This is a genomic window from Mesorhizobium sp. B2-7-3 (assembly GCF_006440715.1).
Lineage (GTDB): Bacteria > Pseudomonadota > Alphaproteobacteria > Rhizobiales > Rhizobiaceae > Mesorhizobium > Mesorhizobium australicum.
In genome coordinates, this window is record NZ_VFTY01000018.1 from 50,321 (window position 1) to 70,308 (window position 19,988).

Sequence of the window (19,988 nt, forward strand, 5' to 3'; positions counted from 1 at the left end):
TCGGGTTGGTGGGGAGCGGTTCCGCCTTACGCCTCCGGCTCACGCATGCGGTAGCCCATGCCGCGTACGGTTTCGATCATGTCGATGCCCATCTTCTTGCGCAATCGTCCGACAAAGACCTCGATGGTGTTGGAATCGCGGTCGAAGTCCTGGTCGTAGAGATGCTCAACCAGTTCGGTGCGCGAAACGACCTCGCCCATGTGGTGCATCAGATAGGCAAGCAGCCGGAATTCGTGCGAGGTCAATTTCAGCGGCACGCCGTTGACATCGGCCTTCGAAGCCTTGGTGTCGAGACGCAGCGGCCCGCAGGTCAGTTCCGACGAGGCGTGGCCGGCCGCGCGGCGGATCAGGGCCCTGACGCGCGCCAGCACCTCCTCGATGTGGAACGGCTTGGTGACGTAGTCGTCGGCGCCGGCGTCGATGCCGGAGACCTTGTCGCTCCAGCGGTCACGCGCGGTCAGGATCAGCACCGGCATCTTGCGGCCGCCGCGACGCCAGCGCTCGACCACGCTGATGCCGTCCATCTGCGGCAGGCCGATGTCGAGCACAACGGCATCGTAAGGCTCTGTGTCGCCGAGGAAATGGCCCTCCTCGCCGTCGAAGGCACGATCGACGACATAGCCGGCATCGACCAGCGCATCCGAGATCTGCCGGTTGAGATCCTTGTCATCCTCGACGACGAGTACGCGCATACGGGGACCAATGCCTGTTGATTGAAGATTTCAGATATAGGCCGATTCCGCCGGCCTGGGAAACGGAGGGAAGAGCGGTCAGTTCTGCGGAACGACGATTTCGGAGCGGCGCGGACGTTGTCCGTCCTTGCCGGGCACGAGCACGACGATGACGCAGACCGGCTGGCCGCCACGCGTCGATGCCGAAGCCTTGGCGAGCGTTCCGCCATTCTGCTGAGCCACCTGCTGACCGATCGCATAGCAGTCGGATGCAGCCAGGACGATCGGGCTGGCCTGGTTGGGCTCGATGACCGGTATCGCCATTGCCTGCGACGCAAACAGCCCGGCGGCACTAAGCGCCAGGGTCGCGGTTCGGAAATGGGAGCGAAGCGTTTTCATGACCCGCGTTGTAACGCATCGGTGCTGAACGTGAAATGAACAGTGAACGGCCCTGAAACCATGCTCGCCACACCCCTGCAACGCGAGACAGACATCTTGGATTTCACCGCCCCCCAGTGAAACCCGCGAAAGCTCAGTCTAGACTCCGTTTCGGTGATATTGAAAGTGCGTCAGGCGTTTTCCTGCGTCAGCGCACGGAATCGCAGCAGGCCATGGTGGACAAGGAGTTCCTCATCGTAACGCGCCTCGCTGAATTCCAGCGACAGCCGCGTCTGGCCACGCGGGCCTATAACCAACACCGCTCCGGCAAGCCGCGCCTTGATGGCATCCATGATCGCCCGCGTCTCGGCCTCGCCATGCGCCTTCGACCAGACATGCAGCGTGATCAGCTGGTCGTCGTTGTTCTCGGCGCCGGTGTCCCAGTCAAAGGCAGAAGTCTGGCCTGAAGTCACATAGGGAAAGGCGACGTTGTCGGTTGCCCGCTCGAGCAGTCCGGCGCCACCCAGCAGCGCCGACAGCGACGCATCGCTTTTCAATCTTAGAAACAGGGCCTGCTGCAAATCGCCGGGCGCGGTCATCGTCCATTTCCTCAAGCCGTTGCGCCACCGACAATGCTTTTCCAAAGCCTGCCCATGTCCGCATCCCTTCTCAGATATAGCGGTTCGCCACGCGAAGACGATGGCGATTCGTCATCGGAATCATGAACGCCGATGATCTCGAAAATACGACTTGCCGACAATCTCGTCAGCCGGCGCGATAGGGCCTGGCAAATTGACCATGAGCTTGCCTCCGATTGTCTGGTCACGCGATCTTGCCCCATATAGGCTGGTCCATACGACGGAATGTTCCTTGCCGGCTTGGCCGGACAGAGGGGCATGTTCCCGATTTCCGGAGCTGATCATGCTCGATCCAGAAAAGGCCAGGGCCGCGTCACGTCTGCTGGTAGGCCATTGGGACAATGGCACCCATCTCGACGCCATACCCGAGGAACTGCGGCCGAAAACGCGCACCGAAGGTTACGCCATCCAGTCGCATGTCATGGAGCATTCGGCGGCCCCGCTTTTGGGCTGGAAGATCGCGGCAACCAGCCTGGCCGGTCAAAGGCATATCAACGTCGACGGCCCGATGGCCGGGCGTCTGCTCGCCGAAAAAGCGGTCGAGGTCGGCGGGATCGTCTCGCTGGCGACGAACAAGATGCGGGTCGCCGAGGTCGAATTCGCATTCCGTTTCGGCCGCCGGATCCCACCTCGCGCGGCACCTTATGAAATCGCTGAAGTGATGGACGCCGTGGCGACCCTGCATCCGGCGATCGAAATACCGGACTCACGATATGATGATTTCTGCGCTGTCGGCGCGCCGCAGCTGATCGCGGACAATGCCTGCGCCAATCTGTTTGTCATCGGCCAGCCTGCCGAAGACGATTGGTGCGACGTGAACCTCGCGGAGTACCCGGTGACCGGTCTCGTTTCGGGTAAGTCGCGGCACGACGGAACGGGCGCGGCTGTCCTCGGCGACCCACGTATCGCGCTCACGTGGATCGTCAATGAGCTGTCGCGGCTTGGCATAGCGCTCCAACCGGGACAGGTGGTGATCACCGGAACTTGCGTGACACCGATCAGCGTCGCCGCCGGTGACGAAGTCATTGGCGATTTGGGCAGGTTCGGCAAAGTCTCTGTGCGGTTCGTCTAAACCGGCTTGCTCCCCCGGTTCAGCCTGACCACGACGCTCCTCACCGCCAGAACCAGCACGGTGATGATGATCAAAATCACCGACAGTGCGGCGATCGCCGGGTCGATGTTGTCGCGTAGTCCCATCCACATCAGGCGCGGCAGCGTGATGGCGTTGACCGAGGTGATGAACAAAGTGACGCCGATCTCTTCCCAGGACAGCACGAAGGACAGCAGCGCCGCGGTGACGATGCCGAATTTGATGTTGGGCATGATGACGCGCGTGGCGCGCTCCCAGACACTTGCGCCAAGCCCCCGCGCGGCAAGGTCGATGCGTCGGTCTAGCTGGCTGAGCGAGACCAGGATCAGCACCGTCGCGAACGGCACCGTCATCACCGAATGCGCCATGGCAACGCCGAGCCAGGTATCGTAGCCGAAGAAGGAGCTGACGCCCGAGATCGAGGTGAGCAGGAAGTAGAGCGTGACCGCCGAAACCACCGGCGGCACCACCATCGGCAACAGCACGAAGCCGACGAGGGTCGCGGTGAAGCGCGGCTGGAACATCCAGACGCCGAGGCTGAAGCAGAGCGCCAGCACAGTTGAAATGGCGCTGCTGACGATGCCGATGCGGATCGAAAGCAGGATCGACTGGAGCCAGCGCGGATCCTCGATCAACGATCGGTAGTGGCGCAACGACAATTCGCCCGTCGGCATCGCCAGCATGCGGCTCGGCGTCAGCGACACGGGGATGACGGCCAACAGCGGCAACAGCAGGAACAACGCCACCAGGGCGGCAATAACCAGGGAGACAGGACCGGGGCGATAAGTCGGCATCAGATCAGCTGCTTCGGTCTGACATAACGGAACAAGAGCGCCATCAGCGCGCCGACGAACAGTACCAGCACGACGCTGATCGCAGCCCCCAGCCCCCAGTCCGGGCTCTGGAATATCCTGAGATAGATCAGTTCGGCGATCATGACGCTGCGCCCGCCACCGAGAATCGCCGGCGTGACGAAGAAACCGAGCGAGAAGACGAACACGATCATCGCGGAGCCGATAATGCCGGAGCGCGTCATCGGCACGAACACCGTCCAGAAGGTGCGCATGCGGCTGGAGCCGAGGCCGCGCGCGGCGAGCAGAACACGCTCGTCAAGGCTGCGCATGGCCGAAGCCAGCGGAAAGACGGCGAAAGGAATGAGGAAATGCGTCATGCCGACAATGACGCCGAATTCGTTGCGTACCAAAGTCAGCGGTTCGGAGATAAAACCGATCGACTGCAGCCAGGTGTTGATCAGGCCGCGATTGGACAGCAGTGCCACCCAGCCGAAGGCGCGTGTCAGCACCGAGATCCAGAACGGCACCAGGATGCAGAATTCGGCGATGAGGCGCTGCGCCGGGCTGCCGCGAACCCAGACGACCGTAATAGCATAGGCGGCGGCGACCGACACTATAGTGACGATCGCGGCGATGCGCAGCGTGCGGATGAACACCGACTGGACCAGATCGTCGGTGAGCAACGCCTCGTACTGGCCAAGCCCGGGCGTCGGCAAGGTGAAACTCCATTTCACCACGCCGAGAAATGGCCAGGCATAGGCAAGGCCGAGAAAAAGGAGCAGCGGCGCCATCAACAGCGCCGCGCCCATCCTGTCGGAGAGAACGCCTCTCATGTTAGATCAGCATCGCCGCCGGTCAGGCGGAGATGATCTTGGTGTATTCGTCGAGCGCCGGCCCATAGTTCTTGGCGTACCAGTCCATGTCGAGCGGGATCTGCTTCTTCATGTTCTCGGGATCGACGGGGTTGATGCGCTTCTTGTCGGCGGGGATCAGCGCGTCGGCCGCCGGATTGGCCGGACCCTGGCCGAGCTTGTCGAACATGACGAGCTGCTTTTCCGGATCCTGGGCGCTGGCGATGAACTTCATCGCCGCATCCTTGCCGCCGGGGTTGTTCTTGAGCACGGCCAGTGCGCCGGGCGAGATCAGGCCCTGGTCCCAGATGAACTTGATCTTGCCGCCGGAATCCTGCTCGATCAGCGAGGCGCGCGTCGACCAGACGATCGCCATGGAGGCTTCGCCATTGAGCAGCACGCTCTGGCTCTCGGCGCCGCCGCCCCAATAGGCGACGACGTTTTCCTTGAAGGCTGATATCTTGTCATGCGCACGTTTTAGGTCGAGCGGGTAGAGCGAAGCCGGCGCGATGCCGTCGGCCAAAAGGGCCGCTTCCCAGCTCGACACGCCCCATTTGTAGAGCGAACGCTTGCCCGGAAATTTCTTCACATCGAAGAAGTCGGCCATGCCGGTCGGTGCATCCTTGCCGTATTTCTCGGAATCGTAGGCGATGACATAGGAGAAGAAATAGGTCGAGGCGGCATAGTCCCAGCCGAAGCCCGGCCGCATCTTCTTCTTGTCGACGATGTTGTAGTCGATCGGCTCGAGCATGCCTTGGGCGCCGAGCGTAATGGCCGAGAACGGGTCGACGTCGACCAGGTCCCAAGTCGGGGCGCCGCTCTTGGACTGCGCGGCGATCGCGCCTTCGGTCGGGCCCGACCCGTCCATCTTGACCGTAATGCCGGTATCCTTGGTGAAGGCCTGGCCATAGGCCGCGTCGTAGGCCGTGATGGCATCGCCGCCCCAGTTGACCAGCACAAGTTCCTTCGCTGCGGCAAAGGCACCGGTCGAGCGCAGCAGCATCGGCGTGCCGGCGAGCACGAGGGCAGCGAGTTGCGCGAACTGCCGACGCGAGATCTCGCCGCGTCTCGTCCTTTCGGACAGCGTTTCGATGGCCTGTTTCTTGGTGTCGTTCATGTCAGTTCCCCTTTGTTTTCGTTGATTTTGATTCCGGAAGCCGGTGCGGCTGATCAGGCCGCGCCGGCGCTCATTGTCCTCCGTCCGGAAGGAGGAAACCCTTTTCCGCCGGCCATGTCAGCCACACGGAATTGCCTTTGCTGAGCGCCGCCGCCGCGACCTCGTTGGGCACCGAGACGGTGACTTTGGCACCTTGACGCGTGGTGAGGTCGAGTTTGGTCGCCGCCCCCAGATAGGTCGAGGCGATTGCCGTCGCGGCAATGCCGTTCTCTCCGGCGGCGGCCTCGCGCGCTATCGACATGTGTTCGGGCCGGATCGCCAGGATGGCGTCGCCACGCACCTTCTCAGCCTTGCAGTGGATACTTACCGCGCGGTCCTCACAGAGGCCGGTCGAGCCGTTGTCGACAGGCCTAACCCCCTTCAGCGGCAGCATGTTGATCTCACCGAGGAACTCGGCGACGAAGCGATTGTCCGGCCGGTCGTAGACCTCGTCCGGCGCGCCGACCTGCAGCAGTTTGCCATGATTGAAGATGGCGACGCGCGAAGACAGCGCCAGCGCCTCGCTCTGGTCGTGGGTAACGAAGACGAAGGTGGTGCCGGTCTCCTGGTGCAGGCGCTTCATCTCTGCCTGCATCTGGCCGCGCAGGCTCTTGTCCAGCGCCGAAAACGGCTCGTCGAGCAGGAGCACGCCCGGCTCGAACACCAGCGCCCGGGCCAGCGCGACGCGCTGCTGCTGGCCACCGGAAAGCTGCGAGGGCAATTTCTTCTCGTGGCCGACCAGACCGACGCGCTCGATCATATCGCCGACACGCTTCTTGATCTCGGCGGCCGATTTCTTGCGGACCTTGAGCGGGAAGGCGATGTTGGCCTCGACGCTCATATGCGGAAAGAGCGCATAGCCCTGGAACACCATGCCGGCGGCACGCTGCTCGGCCGGGCGGTCGGTGATATCGGCGCCGTCGCTGAAAAGCCTGCCCTCGCTCGGCTGCACGAAGCCGGCCAGGATCATCAGGAAGGTGGTCTTGCCGGAGCCGGAGGGCCCAAGCAGCGTCAGGAATTCGCCGCGGCCTATGTCGAGCGTCAGATTGTCCAGCGCACGGAACGAGCCGAAGCTCTTGCCGATCCCGATTGCCTTGATCTCTGCGGCCCGGCCGGGTTGCTGCATCCTGCCTCTATCCTTACCGTTGAGCCAAATCGTAGGCAGGGCGGAAGCTCACCGCAACCGAATAGTTTTCGCCTGATCGGCAAATTTCATTCATCTATGGCGGGCTGACGCCACGCTGCCCCTCAATAAGGCTGAATGCGATTCTCGGAGAGAGTCGACCTCAGCCATCCCGCGAACGCTTCCAGGACCGGGTGCGAGGCCTTTGCGTGTTCGGAGACCAGAAAATAGGAGCGCGGCGATTTGATCGCGATGTCGAAAGGCTTGACCAGACGGCCTTCGCTCAGCGCACGGCGGCTGGTCAGTTCGTCACCCATGGCGATCCCCTGCCCGGCAATCGCCGCCGAGAAGACGAGGTTCATGTCGGAAAAGAAGATGCCGCCTTCGGTGTCCGGGTTTTCGACCTTGGACAGCGCCAGCCAGCGTGCCCAATCCTCGGTGTCGTCGAGATGAAGCAGATTGGCGCGCAGTACGTCCGCCGGCCTGGAAAGGCCTCCGACCTTGTTGAGCAGCGTCGGGCTGCAGAGCGGCGTGAACGAGATTTCGCACAACAGATCGGCCATGCGGTTCGGCCAGTTGCCCACGCCAAATGCGATGAAGGCGTCTGCGTCGGCATTGCTGACATCGTCGAGCCGCCGGGGCGTCAGGATGCGCAGCGCGACATCAGGGTACATCTGCCGGAACTCGCCGATATGGGTGCACAGGAACAGCGAGGCGAAACCCGGCGTACAGGAGACGGCGAACGAGCCGCCGACGCCAGTGCCGGCATCGCGCGTCACCGCGTCACCGAGCACGGTCAGCGCCTTGCGAACGTCGCTGGCATAACGCTGCCCACGCGGGGTGAGCGCCACACCCTTACCGATACGCTCCAGCAGATCGAAGCCGAGATCGCGCTCGAGCAGCCGCAATTGGTGGCTCACCGCGCTGCGGGTCAGGTGCAGTTCGTCGGCGGCGCGCCAGACGCTGCCATGTCTGGCAAAACTGTCGAGCGCGCGTAGCGCCTGTGTCGATGGGATTCTCAAGAGGTGAACCGAATTTGCATGAACCAGGAAAACATATCACTTTTTGGCGAGCCGCTTCACTGCTTTCTTCTAGAGCATGGAGAAACCGGTGACGACATCGGCGCAAGAGACCGCGCTTGCCTGCCTGGACGGCATCCAGCCCCTGCTGTCGGCATGGACACGCACCATTTTCGATTTCGGCGAGACCGCCTGGCGCGAGTACCAGTCGGCCGCCTGGTATGTCGATCGGCTCAAACGCGAGGGATTTTCGGTCGAGGAAGGCTCGGGCGGCATGCCGACCGCCTTTTGCGCCCATTGGACGAACGGTGCCGGACCGACAATGGGCATGTATGCCGAATATGATGCCGTGCCCGGCAATTGCCAGGACGCCGTGACGGTGAGGCAGCCGCGACCTGGCCTTGGCGCCGAGGCCGGCGGCCATACCGACCCGCATTCGGGGCTCGGCATAGCAAGTCTCGGCGGCCTGCTCGCCACCAAAGCCGCCATGCAGCGCCACGACATTCAAGGCACGCTGCGCTTTACCGGCGAGCCGGCTGAGAAAGTGCGCGGTTCGAAGCCGATCCATGCGGCAAAAGGCTACTATGACGGCCTTGCCGGCATGATCTCCTTCCATCCCTTCTACATGCTGCCGCTCTGCAATACCGCGCGCTGGGACACGCATTGCGGCGCGGCCTACGCGATGATCTATCGCTTCGTCTGCGACGAACCCGAAAATTGGGTTCGCGCAAGCGACGGCGCACCGATCCCGCAGGCGCATTCGGCGGTCAGGGCACCGGGCGCCAACGATGCACTGATGACCATGTACATGGCTTCCAAGGCGTTGCGCGATTCCATGCTGCCACACCAGGGCGGCTGGTCGATCAGCGAGGCAATCCTGACGGCCGGCCAGGCCACGGCCGACAATCTGCCGGCGGGACTGGCCGAGATCCAGTACATGATCCGCGTGCCCACCATCGGCATGGCCGAGCAGGTAACGGCGGTGCTCGACCGCAATGCCGCGGCCGCGGCTGCGATCAGCGGCTGCCGCTACGAGCGGCACTGGGTATCGAAGTCACGGCCTGGGCTCGCGAACCACGCCATGGCTGGGATTGCCCATGAAGCCCTGTCGACTGTCGGGCCGCCACGCTGGGACCAACTGGCCAGAACAATCGCGCGGGAAATCCAGGTCAATGCCGGCGGCACTGCTACCGAAAACCCCTTTATCGATGAGCTTGAGCGGCTGATTTCGCCACAAGAGGCTGAGGCGATCCTGCGCCGCGACCTGCCGCCGTCCCAGGTGAACTCGACCTCCGACGACTACACCGACATGAGCTGGCACGCGCCGACCGCCCGCTTCTATGTCGCCCGCCCAGCGCTCCGCTCGGCGAATGGCAGCGCCTATCCCTCCTGGGTGATGAATGCGCTGGGCGGCATTCCCGCGACGATCGACCCGATGGTCATCTGCGCCGCCAAGACGGTCGCGCTGACGGCGCTGCGCCTGCTCGAGGACGAGACCGCCCGCGATGCGGCAATGGACGAGTTCATCACCCGTACCGGCGGTGGCGTCGGCGGCTCCAACTGGATCGCGCCGCTCTGCGACTACGACCCGCCGATCAACTTTCGCTGGCCGGAATATGTCACCACCGCGCGCGGCCGCGACTGGTGGATTCCAAGCAAAGCATGACCTGACCAACCCTTTAAAAAGAGCCCACGAGGAGAACCCGCATGACCGTCCATGACCGCATCATCGCCGAGCCGTTTTCGCTTCAACGCCGCAACCCGGCCGGCGGTACCAAGCCACTGACCGTCTGGGGCTTCGCCAACGAAACCGACGTGTTGACCGACGTGCTGCTCGGATCGCCGAATTTCCTGCGCCACCTGTCGACCAGCTCGCTGTCGCGCAAGCACCTGCGTGAAGCCCCCTGCAACGTTCAGATCGCGCAGGCACAGCACAAGGATCTTGTCGCGGCCTACGAGCATTTCGGCGTCAACATTCACTGGCACGAGCCGACGCCGGAACTGCCGATGCAGGTCTATTCCCGCGATTCCAGCGTCATGACGCCTTATGGCGCCATTATCACCGCCATGGCCAACTGGTGGCGGCGCGGCGAGAACTACGCCGCCATCCGCACCTATGAAAAGCTCGGCATCCCGATCTACGACATGGTGACAGCCGGCACTTTCGAGGGCGGCGACTTCAATGTCATCGAGGACGGCGTGGTGCTGATCGGCTGCGGCGGCGCCCGCACGCAGGAGGAAGGCGCCCGGCAGGTGCAGGCCTGGTTCGAGAAGGAAGGCTGGGAGACACGCATTGCCTTCATCGACGAATATTACGTCCATATCGACCTGATGGTGGTGCCGATCGCCGAAAAGCTCACCGCCGTCTGCCTCGCCTGCACCGAGCCTGGCATCGTCGACTGGCTGAAGGGCAAGGGGCACGAGATCATCGACGTTCCCTTCCAGGACACGATGGCGCTCGGCTGCAACTTCATGTCGCTGGGCAAGGACCGGGTGATCGCGCCGACCTCCAGCAAGACGCTGATCGAAAAACTCAAGGCGCGCGGCTTCGAGGTCGCGGCCGTCGACATGAGCGAAATCTCCAAGACCGGCGGCGGTATCCATTGCATGGCACAGGCGCTGAAACGCGAGGCGGCCTGATAGTCGGGAAAACGGCAAAACAGCTCCCGCTCGCCGGATCGAGCACCTGGCGGGCGAGGAACCGGCCGCCGGGTACCTGGCTCTTCCATCAACAAACCGTGCCCCTGTGTCCTCGCCGCCCTTGTGAGTGTCCGTAAATGGATGAATAGTCGCACAGGGCGCCGCCCTGAAATTGCCCGCTTGCGGTTTTCAGGTCGCGCCAGAACCGAGCCGGGTTTTTTGAATGGTCAGCCCTGAACCACGCAAGAGAAGAGGTCCGATCGCCGCCTGGTTGCTGGCGCTGGACGCGTGGCTTGATTCCTCGCTCTATGAGATCGGGTTCAAGGCGCGCCAGTTCTGGGAGGCCGCGACGATCTTCTCGCGGCGCTTCCGCCTGAAGGGCTGGCGGCGCGGCTTCATCGAACTTTTGAGCGAAGGTTTTACACTCGGCGCCGGCGGCATGGTGGTGATGCTGGCGCTGGCGATACCCGCTTTCCAGGATACCACCGGCGACTGGCGCGCCCAGGGCGACTTCGCCGTCACCTTCCTGGACCGCTATGGCAACGAGATCGGCCAGCGCGGCATCATACAGCGCGATTCCGTGCCGGTCGACGAGATGCCGGACCATGTCATCAAGGCGGTGCTCGCCACCGAGGACCGCCGGTTTTTCGACCATTACGGTATCGATGTGCTCGGCCTGTCGCGCGCGATCTTCGAGAACGTGCGGGCGAATTCGGTCGTCCAGGGTGGCTCGAGCATCACCCAGCAGCTGGCCAAGAACCTGTTCCTGACCAATGAGCGCACGTTCGAGCGCAAGATCAAGGAGGCGTTCCTGTCGCTGTGGCTGGAGGCCAATCTGTCGAAGAAGGAAATCCTGCAGCTCTATCTCGACCGCGCCTATATGGGCGGTGGCACGTTCGGCATCGAGGCGGCGGCGGACTTCTATTTCGGCAAGAGCGTCAAGGACCTGAACCTTGCCGAGGCGGCGATGCTGGCCGGTCTGTTCAAGGCCCCGACCAAATACGCGCCGCATATCAACCTGCCGGCGGCGCGCGCGCGCGCCAACGTGGTGCTGTCCAACCTCGTCGATTCCGGCTTCATGACCGAAGGCCAGGTGCTGCAGGCCAGACTGCACCCGGCCGACGTCGTCGACCGCGGCGAACAGAAGAGCCCCGACTACTACCTTGACTGGGCCTTCGACGAGGTCAAGAAGATCGCCAAGCCAGGCCAGCACTCGCTGGTTGCCCACACCACCTTCGACGCCAACATCCAGAAGGCGGCGGAGGAGTCCGTCGAGTTCCACCTGCGCCAGTTCGGCAAGGAGTACAACGTCACCGAAGGGGCCGTGGTGGTCATCGAGACCAATGGCGCGGTGCGGGCGATCGTCGGCGGCCGCGATTACGGCGCCAGCCAGTTCAACCGCGCCACCAAGGCACTGCGCCAGACCGGCTCGTCGTTCAAGCCCTATGTCTACGCCACGGCGATGGAACACGGCTTCACGCCGAACTCGATCATTTCTGGCGGGCCGATCAGCTGGGGCAACTGGTCGCCGCACAATTACAGCGGCGAGTCGGCGGGCAACATCACGCTGATCATGGCGATGGCCAAGTCGATCAACACCGTGCCGGTGCGGCTGGCCAAGGACCATCTCGGCATCGCGCCGATCAAGGCATTGGCGGAATCGTTTGGGGTGGAATCGCCGCTCGAAGGGCACAAGACGATGGTGCTCGGCACCTCGGGCATGACCGTGATGGACCAGGCGACGGGCTACAGCGTGTTCGCCCAGAATGGCTTCGTCGGTTCCCGGCACGGCATCACCCAGCTCGTAACCCGCACCGGCGACGTGGTGTATGACTGGACCAAGGACGCGCCGCCGCCGCATCGCGTCCTGTCCGAGCAGGCGCTGAAATCCATGAACACCATGCTGGCGGCCGTGCCGGTGATGGGCACGGCGCGGCGGGCGCAAATTCCCAACATTGTCGTCGCCGGCAAGACCGGCACCACGCAATCCTACCGCGATGCCTGGTTCGTCGGCTTTACCGGCAACTACACGGCGGCCGTGTGGCTAGGCAATGACGATTTCACCCCGACCAAGAACATGACCGGCGGCTCGCTGCCGGCGATGGTGTGGCAGCGGTTGATGGTCTACGCGCACCAGAACATCGACTTGAAGCCGATCCCGGGGATAGACAAGCCCTTCGTCGACGAGGAGGTCGCAGCAAAGGCCGCCGAGGCACAGAAGAAGAGCGAGGAGCAGGCCGCGGCCGATGCCGCCGCCGAGCGGCCGCCGGTGCTGTCCAGTCGAACCACACAGACGTTGCGGGACATGAGCCAGATGTTCCAGGCGGCCCCCAAACTCGACGCCCCCGCTTCACCCGAAACGTTGTCGGCACTGTGATATCCGCCCGCTGAGACAAGACCGACTGGCAAATCCATCACGCCTGCTTGCCACAAGGCCCCGCGCCGCGATATCCCCGAACGGCAATTCTGCGCGCACCTGGCCCTTCATGCTCAAGAACGCCTTCCTGATGCTGATTTCGCTTGCCATAGCCATTGGCGGAGGCGGTGCCAGCGTCTGGTATGCGCTGAAGATCCAGGACGGTGTCGGCGCAATCAGGATCGGCCAGTGGACTGCCTTCCCCGACATCGGCACACCGGCCGCGGACCCCTATTCCAAGGCCCGCGTGGCGCGCGAGGGCGTGCTGGCGCTTGGTCGCGCCGAGGGCCTGTCCTTCGTGGCGGAAAAGGATGCCGCCGGCGACCAGCTCAAGCGGGAATGCACCTACAGGATCGAGGGCGGATTTCCGACAGCGCGGTTCTGGACGCTTTATGCCGCCGATCAGTCGCTCGGCGTCGTCGAGACCGGCAAATCGCGGCTTGCGGCTCTTCAGTCCTACGAGGTGCTACGCCAACCGGACAATTCCGTGATTATATCCGTGGGCCATCACCCGATGCCGGGCAACTGGCTGCTGACCGACGGTTCTGGACGGATGTATTTCGTCCTGACCCTCTACGACACGCCGATCGCCAGCAGCACCGGCCTGTCAGACGTTTCGCTGCCCAGGATCGTCAAGGCGGGCTGCGATGCGTAGTTTGCGTGCCGCATTGCGCAGGCTTCTCCATGCCATCCTGCTCGGCCTCGTCGGCGCCGGCATCGTCCACATTGTCGTCCTGCTTCTGGTGCCGGAATTTTCGGAACGCGACGCCTGGTCGCGTCTCTCCATGGCTTCGGATCTCTACAAGATGAACCGGCTCGATGCCGAAGCGGGCGGCGCACCGGTGGTGAAATCGGTTGACCCGCTGTTCTACGCAACGGCCTGCCGCTTCGACCTCGAGGAAGGAATGGTCCGGATCAAGGCGCCGGGGGACGTCCCGTTCTGGTCGGTGTCGGTCTATGACCGCAGCGGTCACAACATCTATTCCTTCAACGACCACACGGCGGCGGGCGGCAAGCTGGATGCCGTCGTGCTGACGCCGGCGCAGATGATCGACGTGCGCAAGGACCTGCCCGAGGATCTTCAGGGAGCGATCTTCGTCGAGGCGCCTATCGATGAAGGCATCTTCGTCATCCGCAGCTTCGTACCCGACGAGAGCTGGAAGCCGATCGTGTCGCGCTTTCTCGATCAGAGTTCCTGCGAGTTGCAGGATTTCTAAGCCTCGATCGCGGATCTGGAGCAGAGAGCCTGACGGACCACCATGGCTTCAGCAAAGCTCAGTGGTGAGGGACTGCTCAGTGATGGGGGACTGGCGTCCGTGGCGATCCCGGCTTGTCTGGCCCTGCAGGCCGGGCTTCGCCGGTGCTGGACCGTTCATAACGGATGCCGGGAAATATGATCACCGCCGCCGGTATTTCGGTGGTTTGCTTGGCTCGATTGGCCGGTGCCGCACGCGGCACGAAAGACAGTACCATGCCCATGATTCGCGCATTCCTCTCGGTTTCCCCGGAGCACAACGCAACGCCTCCAAAAATCATTAAGGCCGGCAGAGGGTTAACGGAGCGCTAACGGATCGCGGCTAAATTGATCTTTGTTCCCGGGTCAGTGAGTTCTGACCGAGGCAATCGCGAAACCGACATAGTCCCGGTGCCGCGAGGTCGAGTGTGTATCTGGTGTCAGGCGTATCCTTCGTGTCATCTTCGGATTTCAGGCAAATCGCGATAAGGACGCAATCGGGAAAAGCCGAAAGGCTGTTCCGAGCCGCCGTTTCCGCGTTCTGCTCGCTGACGCGACCGTCGCGCCGGGAGATCGGCCAACTCGAAGACCTGACGCTGCCTCTGTTCGATGATGTATCCGTCGAATCGCGGCGCTACGTGGCAGCCGCCCTTTCCGAATGCGAATACGCACCCGCGGCCCTGGTGCGGCGCCTCTGCGAGGAACCGGTCGACATTGCCGCTCCACTGCTCATCCGCTCGCGCGCCGTCAGCGACATCGACCTGATCGCGCTGATTGGCCGGCATGGGCTGCCGCATGCGCGCGCCATAGCGCGGCGCAAGGATCTGAACCCGACCATCGCCGATCTGATCAGGGCGCTCGAAAGGCCGACCCTGGTGCGGACGCGGGATCCGGAAGCAGCGCCGGCGCAGAGCCTTGTCGTGAAGGCGCAAGCGACGGCGGACAGCGCGGAAACTCAGCAGACACCCGGCGTTGCCGCCGAGAGCGCGCGGCGCAAGCTGCGCTCCATGATGCGCACCGGCGACCAAGCCTTGGCGGCGAAGATCGACGCGTTCCCCGGCGCGGACACCTTTGTCAAACTGCGCGAGACGGCACTGACGGGAAACGCCGCGTTCTTCCACACCGCGCTGGCGGACGCTCTCGACATTGATTTTTCGATTGCGCAATCGCTGACCGCCCACCAGAACTATGCGCCGCTGCTTGCGGCGCTCCGTTCGCTCGACTTCAGCGAGGACCGGGCATTCCTGATCACTGTCGCAGTCTATCCCGGCCTGTTCCCGCATCCCCAGGCCATCCGCGCCTATCTCGACCGCTACCGCCTGCTGCATCGCGACGCGGCCCTGGATATGGTGCGGGAGTGGAAGGCCGAAACCCTGTCCAAGACGGTTCGCGGCAAGCCACCGGCAAACGGCGACAGCCGCAGGGCCTCCAACAGCGACGAAGCCGACGCCCCCGGCCTCAGGGCGTCTTCACGGAAATAAGTTCCTCGACGGGAACGCTACCGGCCTCGATCTCGACCACCCAGATGTCGGGATCGAATTTTTTCTCGCGCTCCAGTCTCGCATCCAGCACGGCGGCATCGTTGCCGGCGGCGAGAAGGCTGAAAAAACGGTCTTCGGGCTTGGCCGAATCGTAGCTTGTCTGCGGTGCCGGCCCGTAGAGAGCCGTTTCACCCAGCCTGCCCCGCGCCAGGATGAACACGGCCCCGGCCTCCGTCGCGCCGCGATTGACCACGGCGGCAAATCCGCCGGCGCTGAAAACCCGGCGCAACAGGGCCGAGACCCACAGATCAGCGGTTACGCGCATGGAAGACTCCCGACGACATGCGGGCTCTCTACCGAAATTTCCCGTGGAGGGCGAGCCGTCGTTTTCGGCCGTCAGTTGGTGAGGCCGATCTCGCGCATCTTGACGTAGACGATCTCGTCGGGCTCGCCGGTCTGCGGCAAGCCGAACAGCGACTGGAATTCCTTGATCGCCGCCTTGGTGCGTGCACCGACGACGCCATCCAGTTGCATGTCGTCATTGCCGAAGGCCTTCAGCCCGGCCTGGATCTTGACGATGCGGGGGTCAGGCCCCTGCAAAGCGGCGTTCGCCGGAGCCTCGTTGGTCTGCAAGGACACGGGAACGGCGGCCGGCGGCATGTCAGGACGAGGTTGCGGTTTCGGCACGGCAGCCGTCTTCGGCGTTGCACCCAGTTGATCCAGGAGCAGTGCGTCGATCTCGCCCGAGGCGTTCAGCCCGACCTTCTGTTGATAGGCCTGTATGGCCTTGCGCGTGTTGGGGCCGGAAATGCCGTCGACGGTGCCGGAATAGAAATCAAGGTCCTTCAATATGCCTTGCACCTGCTCGACCACCGGGTCACCCTTGATCGGGGCGGGCGCGGCATTGGACCGCACGATGTTGATTGTCGTCTCGGGCTCGTCGGCGGCGGCGTGCGGAAAGCCCTGGAAATTGCGTGTGGCGAAAAACGCCCCGGCGTGCGGGAAAGGCTGATACCATAGCGCATTCGCCGAGACATAGAACAGCGTCACCAGGAATGCGGTCGATCCTCCCACCAGGACGGGATTGCGCGAAATCATGCCGCCGACGGCGATGGCGCCGTCTTGAAAGGCATTGCCGCGGCGTTTGACCGCCTTAGCCTGTTTTGCGGAGCGAGCCATTTCCGTCCCCTTTCGCCCTCGTCACCGGCATTGTCAGCACTCCGGTCGGGTTGGCGGGGCGCCCCTTCGGCCCGCCGACCGGCAGGCTGATGGTGACCGTGGTGCCCTCGCCCGGCATGCTTTCGATCGACATGGTCCCTTCATGCAAGGCCACCAGCCCCTTCACCAGGGAAAGGCCAAGACCCGTGCCCTCAAAACGGCGGGTATAGTCGTTCTGGATCTGCGTGAAGGGTTTGCCGAGATTGGCGAAATCCTCCTCGGCAATGCCGATGCCGGTGTCCCTCACCCAGAAATGCAGACGTGAGCCGATCCGCTTGGCGCCGACGACGACATCGCCGCCGTCGGGGGTGAACTTGATCGCGTTGGAAACGAGGTTGATGAGCATCTGCTGTACGGCGCGGCGATCGGCATTGATATCGCCGGCGTCAGGGGCGATCTGCGTCTGCAGGTCGATATTCTTGGCCTGCGCCTGCAGCCGCATCATCGACTGGCACATGTCTACGGCTTCTACGAACCGGAACGGCTCCGGCTCGGTGGCGTAGACGCCCGATTCGATCCTCGACACGTCGAGTATGGATGTCACGACTGCCAGCAGATGCTGGCCCGAATCCCGCACCAGACCGACATATTCCTTCTGGCGCGGATCCTTGAAGGCGCCGAACATCTCGTGCAGCAGCATGTCGGAGAAACCGATGATGGCGTTCAACGGCGTGCGCAGTTCATGGCTCACGACTGCCAGGAACCGGCCCTTAGCCACTTCGGCGGCGGCGGCCGTCTCATTGGCTTGCGCCAGTTCTTCGCGCAGCCGCGCGGTCTCGTCATTTTGGCGCAGGACAAGCGTGAAGACGTCGCCTTGTTTCTCGCCACGCACCAGTTCGAGCGCGAATGGCTGGTAATTGTCGGCCACAAAGCCATTTCCATTGTGGGCGCCGTTGCCACTCTGGGGCAGCCTGATGCGCAAGTCGAGGCGGCGCGACCGTGCGCCGTCACGCATGTCGGCCAGGGCGCTGAGATAGGAGACGCGGTCCGACAGGTGCACCCGATCGAAGAGGCCCGTTCCGGACAACAGTTCAGGCGGCAATTTCAGAAGCGTACGCGACTTGGCGGATGCATCCACGACCTCGCCGTGGCGGGCGACCCGCAAGACCACCGCGTCGATGATGTCTTCCAGTCGATCACCCGCATCGAGCGTATCGGCCGCGCCGGCGGTGCCGCGAAAAGCCGATATGCGCGGGATGAGGGCCAGCGCCCAGGCCAATGGCACCAGCCAATGCCAGGCGGCGATGTGCGCATCCGTGAATGGAAGGAAGGCGGCCGACAAGGACTGAAGGGCGATGGCGATGACTGCTGTCGCGCCCCCCCACAATGCCGCACGCCGTGACGCGCCGATCCACCAGGCTTCGAATGGCAACGCCAGGGCAAGCATGGCGACAGGTGAACTCAATCCGCCGGCGGCACCGATGAGACCGGCAAGGGCAAGCGCCGCCATCGCCAGGGCGATCGGCCCCGCGGCAGCCATCTTGCCGGTAGCGGCTACCAGCAGGGCGACGAACCAGCACAGGCCGAAGGCCGCGAAAATGGCGGCCATGGTCACCGCGGCGCCCATCCCCGATGTAACCAGCGTGACCGCGGCACCCGCTGCAAAAAACGGCGCGGCCAGCATCACGCCGATGAAACGGCGCTGGCGCTCGCGGTCGCTCCGTTCGAGAACGCTGGGATGAACCATGCGCTCACAACCGGCCGCTATTGCACCAGGCAATTCAGCGTATCTGGCCTCGATCGGCATCAATTCAACGCACTCGCACTCGTCGTGAACAGCTCTGCTTTTGCAGATTGTGTTGGTTGGCTTTGAAACTCGCACCCAGCGTTTAAGGAATGGATAAGGCAGGGCCGACCAAGGCCCGCCCTGCGGCAAATATCGGGATGACGGCGGCCGAAAACCCGGTCAAATGCAGCCATAGTAAACGGAGGGTTATCCCCCGGGTCTTGTCGTCGGACCGCCGGCCAAGTCGTCGAAGCCGCTTTATTTCCTCGAAGACACAATTCATTCAACGGGATAGATGGTTATCGAATGGTGAGAAGAATCGCCCCGATATGAAACAAATCGACAGCAAAACGCTTCGTTTCGAATTTGCCTAAAATTTGAGGAAAATTCTCGGCGATCGTGCAAGCCGTCCTTCGTGCCTGTGTGTCAACATCCTGCCCATAAAAGAGGTCATGCCATATGATGCATGATCCGGTCACGACGAGAGGCACGGCATGTTCTTCCTGATAAGAATGGCTTTCTGGTTTTCACTGGTGCTGCTGGCGCTGCCGCTGGGTGTCGGGTCCGATGAAACGGGCCAGGAAAGCGTCGGGCCGATCCAGGCCCTGTTCGCGGCGCGAGACGCCGTCGGCGACATCGCCGGTATCTGCGAACGCAAGCCCGATGTCTGCGAGACGGGCAAGTCGGCGATGCACACCATCACCGCACGCGCCAAGGAAACCGCCAAGATCGCGGCGGCCATGCTGGACGACAAGTCCGCCGGCCCCGATACCTCGACAATGACGGGCAGCGTACCGGAAGTCGTCCTGCCTGAAACGGTCAACCTGCCGATAAACAATTAAGCCGTCTCGACGGCGCACCGCGGGCAGTCTGCCCTCTCGACGCCCGCGGTGTCCTTGTTTTTTCCGTGACGCGGCGCCGCCGCGTGACTATATCCGGGTCATGACGACGACGATCCAGACGATCCGCGACGACTTCTCGTTCCTTGACGAATGGGAGGATCGTTATCGTTACGTCATCGAACTCGGCGAAGCGCTGCCGCCCTTTCCCGATGCGGCGCGCAACGCCGCCAACAAGGTGCCAGGTTGCGTCAGCCAGGTTTGGCTGACCACCGAACGGGGTCCGGGCGCCGACCCCGTCATTACTTTCACCGGCGATTCGGACGCCCATATCGTGCGCGGACTGGTTGCGATCATGCTGGCGCTGTTTTCCGGAAAGACGGCCAGCGAAATCCAGAAAATCGATGCGGAAGCGACGCTGAAGGCACTCGGCCTCGACGAGCACCTGTCGCCCCAGCGTGCCAACGGCCTTCGCTCGATGGTCAAGCGCATCAAACGCGATGCCGAGATAGCGCTCGCCCAGACTGCCTGATCGACCTGTCGATCTTCCGCCCACCCCTGAAATCAAAACGGCGCCGCGAGGCGCCGTCAGACTGCTGACAAACCCCGTCAATTTTGGCGGGGTTTTGTTTTTATAGTTTGAATGGGCTGGTTATTTCGGTGTCGGGACGAATTGTCTGGAGGTTGCCGGTTCGGCCGCGGGTGACGCCTCGC

20 protein-coding genes are annotated in these 19,988 nt (G+C 63.1%); 9 read left to right on the plus strand and 11 right to left on the minus strand.

The annotated features are described in order from the left end of the window. Positions 1-26: 26 nt before the first annotated feature. The 3 genes from FJW04_RS28515 to FJW04_RS28525 all read right to left on the minus strand — a co-directional run bounded on the left by FJW04_RS28515 (position 27) and on the right by FJW04_RS28525 (position 1,648). A complete protein-coding gene (locus FJW04_RS28515) occupies positions 27-692 on the minus strand; it encodes a response regulator transcription factor (protein ID WP_015318627.1) in 666 nt (221 codons plus the stop codon). Between the two features lie 78 nt (positions 693-770). Further along, positions 771-1,070, minus strand: coding sequence for a hypothetical protein (locus FJW04_RS28520; RefSeq protein WP_140718139.1), 300 nt, complete (start codon positions 1,068-1,070; stop codon positions 771-773). Positions 1,071-1,240: 170 nt separating this feature from the next. Continuing rightward, entirely contained in the window at positions 1,241-1,648 is a 408-nt protein-coding gene (locus FJW04_RS28525) for a DUF3168 domain-containing protein (RefSeq protein ID WP_015318629.1), read from the minus strand. Positions 1,649-1,970: 322 nt separating this feature from the next. Between FJW04_RS28525 and FJW04_RS28530 the strand changes: the two genes are divergently transcribed. Then, complete coding sequence (locus FJW04_RS28530) at positions 1,971-2,759, plus strand: fumarylacetoacetate hydrolase family protein (RefSeq protein ID WP_140618553.1); 789 nt, start codon at positions 1,971-1,973, stop codon at positions 2,757-2,759. Here the strand turns inward: FJW04_RS28530 and FJW04_RS28535 are convergent. The 5 genes from FJW04_RS28535 to FJW04_RS28555 all read right to left on the minus strand — a co-directional run bounded on the left by FJW04_RS28535 (position 2,756) and on the right by FJW04_RS28555 (position 7,723). Beyond that, a complete protein-coding gene (locus tag FJW04_RS28535) occupies positions 2,756-3,571 on the minus strand; it encodes an ABC transporter permease (RefSeq protein WP_140718141.1) in 816 nt (271 codons plus the stop codon). The genes FJW04_RS28530 and FJW04_RS28535 overlap by 4 nt on opposite strands. Continuing rightward, entirely contained in the window at positions 3,571-4,404 is an 834-nt protein-coding gene (locus FJW04_RS28540) for an ABC transporter permease (RefSeq protein ID WP_015318632.1), read from the minus strand. Before FJW04_RS28540 ends, FJW04_RS28535 begins: the two co-directional genes overlap by 1 nt. A 22-nt stretch (positions 4,405-4,426) precedes the next feature. After that, positions 4,427-5,539, minus strand: coding sequence for an ABC transporter substrate-binding protein (locus tag FJW04_RS28545; protein WP_015318633.1), 1,113 nt, complete (start codon positions 5,537-5,539; stop codon positions 4,427-4,429). A gap of 70 nt (positions 5,540-5,609) precedes the next feature. Further along, on the minus strand, positions 5,610-6,704 hold the full coding sequence (locus FJW04_RS28550; RefSeq protein WP_140718144.1) for an ABC transporter ATP-binding protein: 1,095 nt from the start codon (positions 6,702-6,704) through the stop codon (positions 5,610-5,612). 122 nt (positions 6,705-6,826) lie between these two features. Beyond that, positions 6,827-7,723: a LysR substrate-binding domain-containing protein gene (locus FJW04_RS28555; protein WP_140718146.1), complete on the minus strand. Its 897-nt coding sequence runs from the start codon at positions 7,721-7,723 to the stop codon at positions 6,827-6,829. A gap of 76 nt (positions 7,724-7,799) precedes the next feature. Here FJW04_RS28555 and FJW04_RS28560 point away from each other — a divergent pair, with 76 nt between their 5' ends. From FJW04_RS28560 to FJW04_RS28590, 6 genes are all read left to right on the plus strand, one after another. Next, the gene (locus FJW04_RS28560; RefSeq protein WP_181173078.1) at positions 7,800-9,386 is read left to right on the plus strand and encodes an amidohydrolase; all 1,587 of its coding nucleotides are present in this window, start codon (positions 7,800-7,802) and stop codon (positions 9,384-9,386) included. Between the two features lie 41 nt (positions 9,387-9,427). Next, positions 9,428-10,360, plus strand: coding sequence for a dimethylarginine dimethylaminohydrolase family protein (locus tag FJW04_RS28565; protein ID WP_015318637.1), 933 nt, complete (start codon positions 9,428-9,430; stop codon positions 10,358-10,360). Positions 10,361-10,583: 223 nt separating this feature from the next. Further along, positions 10,584-12,737: a penicillin-binding protein 1A gene (locus FJW04_RS28570; protein WP_015318638.1), complete on the plus strand. Its 2,154-nt coding sequence runs from the start codon at positions 10,584-10,586 to the stop codon at positions 12,735-12,737. A gap of 109 nt (positions 12,738-12,846) precedes the next feature. Continuing rightward, positions 12,847-13,431 (plus strand): DUF1214 domain-containing protein, encoded by a 585-nt coding sequence (locus FJW04_RS28575; RefSeq protein WP_015318639.1) that lies wholly within the window; start codon positions 12,847-12,849, stop codon positions 13,429-13,431. Next, positions 13,424-13,993: a DUF1254 domain-containing protein gene (locus FJW04_RS28580; RefSeq protein WP_140618565.1), complete on the plus strand. Its 570-nt coding sequence runs from the start codon at positions 13,424-13,426 to the stop codon at positions 13,991-13,993. The genes FJW04_RS28575 and FJW04_RS28580 overlap by 8 nt, the downstream gene beginning before the upstream one ends. A 472-nt stretch (positions 13,994-14,465) precedes the next feature. Then, positions 14,466-15,491, plus strand: coding sequence for a hypothetical protein (locus FJW04_RS28590; protein WP_140718150.1), 1,026 nt, complete (start codon positions 14,466-14,468; stop codon positions 15,489-15,491). Here FJW04_RS28590 and FJW04_RS28595 read toward each other — a convergent pair. The 3 genes from FJW04_RS28595 to FJW04_RS28605 form a co-directional block, all read right to left on the minus strand. Further along, positions 15,469-15,816, minus strand: coding sequence for a DUF1491 family protein (locus tag FJW04_RS28595; protein WP_140718152.1), 348 nt, complete (start codon positions 15,814-15,816; stop codon positions 15,469-15,471). The two genes, FJW04_RS28590 and FJW04_RS28595, sit on opposite strands and share 23 nt — an antisense overlap. A gap of 71 nt (positions 15,817-15,887) precedes the next feature. Next, positions 15,888-16,670: a peptidoglycan-binding protein gene (locus FJW04_RS28600; protein ID WP_140718154.1), complete on the minus strand. Its 783-nt coding sequence runs from the start codon at positions 16,668-16,670 to the stop codon at positions 15,888-15,890. Continuing rightward, positions 16,645-18,396 carry a HAMP domain-containing sensor histidine kinase gene (locus FJW04_RS28605; RefSeq protein WP_140718156.1) on the minus strand — a complete coding sequence of 584 codons (1,752 nt, stop codon included), beginning with the start codon at positions 18,394-18,396 and terminating at the stop codon, positions 16,645-16,647. Before FJW04_RS28605 ends, FJW04_RS28600 begins: the two co-directional genes overlap by 26 nt. Before the next feature lie 533 nt (positions 18,397-18,929). Here FJW04_RS28605 and FJW04_RS28610 point away from each other — a divergent pair. Further along, on the plus strand, positions 18,930-19,277 hold the full coding sequence (locus FJW04_RS28610; RefSeq protein ID WP_015318646.1) for a DUF5330 domain-containing protein: 348 nt from the start codon (positions 18,930-18,932) through the stop codon (positions 19,275-19,277). A 100-nt stretch (positions 19,278-19,377) separates the two neighbouring features. Then, positions 19,378-19,806, plus strand: coding sequence for a SufE family protein (locus tag FJW04_RS28615; protein ID WP_140718158.1), 429 nt, complete (start codon positions 19,378-19,380; stop codon positions 19,804-19,806). Positions 19,807-19,988: the final 182 nt, after the last annotated feature.